This is a genomic window from Corynebacterium sp. HMSC075D04 (assembly GCF_001815635.1).
GTDB lineage: Bacteria > Actinomycetota > Actinomycetes > Mycobacteriales > Mycobacteriaceae > Corynebacterium > Corynebacterium coyleae.
Genome location: NZ_KV821304.1, coordinates 25,995 through 29,894, shown reverse-complemented (window position 1 = coordinate 29,894; position 3,900 = coordinate 25,995). Strand labels below are relative to the sequence as shown.

Here is a 3,900-nt window from a genome sequence, read left to right as displayed (position 1 = left end):
ACCCCGTCAAATATGTCGTGACTTCGGACACTGCCCCCGCTACCAACTTCCAAGCCCCTACCAGGAGAAACACTGGTAGGGGCTTTAGTTATTTCTCTTAAGGCGCACGTCCTGGGACTCAAATCGGGACTTTAGCGATGGCATTTTGTCACTTAAGCCGGTTTGGAAGTGATGGGGTTAAGTGACAATTTTCGATTTTGTGACCTTGGATGACTGTGTCGTTTTGAGGAGTCGTCTGCACGGATTTCAGAAGTCCTCTGTACTATCGCCATCCACTCCGGAGAGGCCGCGGGCGTTCGTCCACTTCATCTGGAACGCGATTCGACAGAGCGCATTCAATACGATGGTCTTTTTCTCCCTGCGAAGGATGGGGGCAGTTTAGGGTACCAGGGTGTTGACCAGATCGAGGAATTCCTCAGCGTAGGCAATTTGCTTGCGTAGCTTTTCGTAGCGGGTGCGCGTCTCCTCACGAATGTCGGCAAGGGTGGCCTTGGCATTACTCCGTGCCTGCTGTGCGGTATCACTGTCCTGCCCGCCATCTGAACTATGAAGAATCTCCGCAGCTTCCAGGAATTCCCGCATCTGATCCAGAGTAAACCCCAGCGGTTTCATCCGTCGCACCAGCAAAACACGACGTACATCAGCCTCACTATAAAGCCTGAACCCACCAGGGCTACGCCCCGATGGGGTAATCAGGCCGACGTTGTCATAATAACGCAAGGTGGGAATCGACAACCCCGTCTGGTCAACGACCTCGCCGATCTTGAAATTACTGTTTTGCATTGCCTGTTCTCCTTCACGGTGATGTTGCCCACGGGTTCCTGTGCCTGGGTTGGCGGTTGAGTAAAACTCCCGCTACCATGACCACCATCACCAAACCTAAAGTTACTAGAGGGTTGGATTCCTTTCGGGCGTTCGCCCAGTTACCTATCCCCTCAAAGATTGGACATCTATGACTGAAACTAGCACGGCGGCCCCCGCCCCCTCCTGAGTCCAGACGGCGCTGATGCCCCTACCGGGATCATCGCATCCTTCCGTTACGCATTTTCTTCCCCCGCCCGTATCCGTATAGAGATTCTGGCCGGACTGGCGGTATCCCTGGCGCTGATCCCTGAGGCCATTGCCTTTTCCATCCTTGCCGGTGTTGACCCAGCCATGGGTCTGTTTTCCTCGGTAGTCATGGCCATTGCGATCGCCTTTACCGGTGGCCGCCCGGCAATGACCACCGGCGCCACCGGGGCTATTGCCCTAGTCATTGCTCCTGTGGCGCGTGGTTACGGGATGGATTATTTCATCGCCACCGTCCTGTTGGGCGGTGTCCTACAAATCGTGCTCGGCGCCCTCGGTGTGGCGAAACTTCAGCGTTTTATCCCCCGATCGGTGATGCTGGGTTTCGTCAATGCACTGGGCATTATGATTTTCACCGCCCAACTCGAACACCTCATTGATGTGCCTTGGATAGTCTACCCACTCGTCGGCTTGGGTGTGGTGATCATGATTTTCTTCCCCAAGCTCACCAGTGTGATCCCCGCCCCGCTGGTCACGATTATCGTGCTCACCGGTTTGGTCATTGCCGCCGGTTTGACTGTCCCGACGGTCTCGGACATGGGCAAGATGCCGGAGACCTTACCGTCCCTGTTTATTCCGAACGTGCCGTGGACGTTGGAGACCCTGCAGATCATCGCGCCTTATGCCCTGGCCATGGCCGTGGTCGGTCTCATGGAATCGTTGATGACCGCCAAGCTCGTCGATGACATCACCGACACTCATTCCGATAAAACTCGTGAATCCTGGGGACAGGGGGTGGCTAATATTGCCTCCGGTTTCTTCGGCGGCATGGGTGGCTGCGCGATGATCGGTCAAACCATGATCAACGTCCGCGAATCCGGGGCACGTACCCGCCTATCCACCCTGTTAGCCGGTGTGTTCCTGCTGGTCCTGGTCCTGGCACTGGGCGACATCGTTGGCATGATCCCGATGGCTGCCCTGGTGGCAATCATGATCATGGTCTCGGTCGGCACCATCGACTGGCACTCGGTGCATCCACGCACCCTTAAACTCATGCCGGTCTCTGAGACCATTGTTATGGCCGTGACGATTATTGCCACCCTAGCCACCAGCAACCTGGCCATTGGTGTGGTGTTGGGTGTGGTCACCGCGATGATCATGTTCGCCCGTCGGATGGCACATATCGCTTCCATTGAAAAGGTCTCCGAGATCGACGGCGACGGCGATGGCGAGATTGATACTCGTACCTACCGGGTGCATGGCCAGTTGTTTTGGGCATCAAGCAATGACCTGGTTTATCGCTTTGATTACACCGATTCTGCCCGTCATATCACTATTGATCTCACTGAGGCGGAGATCTGGGATGCCTCCACGGTCGCGACCTTTGACGCGATTACGCAGAAGTTCCAGGACAGAGGCAAAACCGTGTCCATTATCGGGCTCGACGGTCCCAGTCAGGACCGGCTGAACCGCCTGTCTGGCCGGCTTGGCACCGGCCACTAACATCCCCCGACTCGAGCACATCGACTTGGCGCCCCAACTTATAACCGGGGCGCCAGTTTATTGGTGCTGTTGCAAAGTTGGGGCATAGGAAGAGCATAAAAGAAGCGTAGCGGTTAACCGCTACGCTGTGTTGTGGGGATTTTTACTTTTTACGGTGCACGTGTTCTAGTTAGTGGTTCGTTTCTTTCCTCGGGTGATTGCGACGGTATTCCTCGACTAAGTGAGCAATACCCGGCGCAGCCTGGGACAACATCCAGGTCATAAGCGCTATAAGAACCCCTATGACGATAAGTGTTAACGCCAACCAGCCCAGTGTTGGGCCGATGCCGTTGGCCTCCTGGACGTGACCCCACAAGGCAGACACGCCGTCGGGTATGCCGAGCATACTTAGCAGCCCGTTCCCCAAGGCTCCGACAGCAACGAGTGCGATAGCAACGAAGAGAACACTGGCTGCAATCCACGAGGCAGACATGCAGGCCTTAATAAAGTTCGTGTTCGACTTTTCCATATCGTCGTTATACTGCTTGCGTTCTGCGCGTATCTCCTCCAGCAGCTTTTCGTTGGACTCCTTCTCCTGGAGCAGAGCGCTGTGAGCCTTCTTAGAGGCTTCTGCTGCCTCGTGCAGGCTCTTAGGCTCTTTCGACATTGCCTCAGATACAGCTACTTCTACCAGCGGTTCCAGGCTAGAAGTCAGGCTCGAAGTCATCTGAGCGTTCAGGCTCTGGCTGCGACCCGGACCACATCTACTCAGACACCATCTCCGGCACCAACTGGCAACGGCCTGGTCTTGATGACGCGCTGGCGTACATGCGCCCCGACGACACGCTCGTTGTCACGCGCTTGGACAGGCTCGGCCGCAGCCTCGCGGACACCGTGAACACCATCGCTGACCTCGCCGAGCGTGACATCAACGTCAAGGTGTTGGAGCCAGCGCTGGACACGTCGAAGCCCACCGACAAGGTGGTTATCAACGTCATGGCAAGTCTTGCCGAGTGGGAGCGTGACCTGCTTGTCCAGCGCACCCGTGAGGGCGTGGCGCACGCCCGCGCACAGGGCAGGGTCGCCGGCCCCAAGCCGAAGCTCAGCGCTGAGCAGGCGCAGATGGCCAAGGAGCTTATCGACGGCGGCAAGTCCGTCAGCGCTGTAGCGCGCACCTTTAACGTCTCGCGGCCGACGATCTATCGCGCTCTCAAGCGCATCGAAGCCGACGCTTAAGCACAGGCTGCGTCGCTAGCGCTCGCACCCGGCGAGAAGGCATCAGGCTGCGCTAGCGACGCTCGGCACACATGAGTGCTGCACTGCTGGGATACGCCTGCGACCGGCAGAGCCGGGCCGAATACGGGATTGACCACATACACCCCGTATTCGTGCAAAGGAGCACTGCCATGT

General features: G+C 57.1%; 4 protein-coding genes. 2 read left to right on the top strand and 2 right to left on the bottom strand.

What is annotated here, in order from left to right; translation table 11 throughout:
* Positions 1-378 precede the first annotated feature (378 nt).
* On the bottom strand, positions 379-783 hold the full coding sequence (locus HMPREF3048_RS02640; RefSeq protein WP_048733850.1) for a MerR family transcriptional regulator: 405 nt from the start codon (positions 781-783) through the stop codon (positions 379-381).
* Positions 784-987: 204 nt separating this feature from the next.
* Between HMPREF3048_RS02640 and HMPREF3048_RS02635 the strand changes: the two genes are divergently transcribed.
* Positions 988-2,511, top strand: coding sequence for a SulP family inorganic anion transporter (locus HMPREF3048_RS02635; protein ID WP_070771107.1), 1,524 nt, complete (start codon positions 988-990; stop codon positions 2,509-2,511).
* 169 nt (positions 2,512-2,680) lie between these two features.
* On the opposite strand, the gene HMPREF3048_RS02630 is transcribed toward HMPREF3048_RS02635, so the two are convergent.
* Positions 2,681-3,217 (bottom strand): hypothetical protein, encoded by a 537-nt coding sequence (locus tag HMPREF3048_RS02630; RefSeq protein WP_246817468.1) that lies wholly within the window; start codon positions 3,215-3,217, stop codon positions 2,681-2,683.
* A gap of 35 nt (positions 3,218-3,252) precedes the next feature.
* Here HMPREF3048_RS02630 and HMPREF3048_RS02625 point away from each other — a divergent pair, with 35 nt between their 5' ends.
* A complete protein-coding gene (locus HMPREF3048_RS02625) occupies positions 3,253-3,726 on the top strand; it encodes a recombinase family protein (protein WP_080972893.1) in 474 nt (157 codons plus the stop codon).
* Positions 3,727-3,900 lie beyond the last annotated feature (174 nt).